Here is a 252-nt window from a genome sequence, read left to right as displayed (position 1 = left end):
ACCCACCACTTATCTGTCATTATTTTGGCATTGGCCCTCGGTGGTTTTTGTATTGGGACTACTGAGTTCGTTGCGATGGGACTCATCCAAGAGAGCTCACAAAGTTTCAAGCTAAGTATACCTGTCACAGGGCATTTTATTAGTGCCTATGCTTTAGGTGTCACAAGTGGCGCGCCTGTCATTGCCATTTTGGCTGCAAAAGTGCCACGTAAAACGCTCTTACTTGGTCTCATGCTATTTTATGGTATCGCC

At 45.6% G+C, this 252-nt stretch carries 1 pseudogene; it reads left to right on the top strand.

The annotated features are described in order from the left end of the window. Positions 1-18 precede the first annotated feature (18 nt). A pseudogene (locus ACG9ZB_RS17640) lies at positions 19-252 on the top strand (MFS transporter); the annotation flags it as partial.

Source organism: Acinetobacter johnsonii (assembly GCF_048551975.1).
Lineage (GTDB): Bacteria > Pseudomonadota > Gammaproteobacteria > Pseudomonadales > Moraxellaceae > Acinetobacter > Acinetobacter johnsonii_A.
This window is presented reverse-complemented; position numbering and strand designations above follow the sequence as displayed.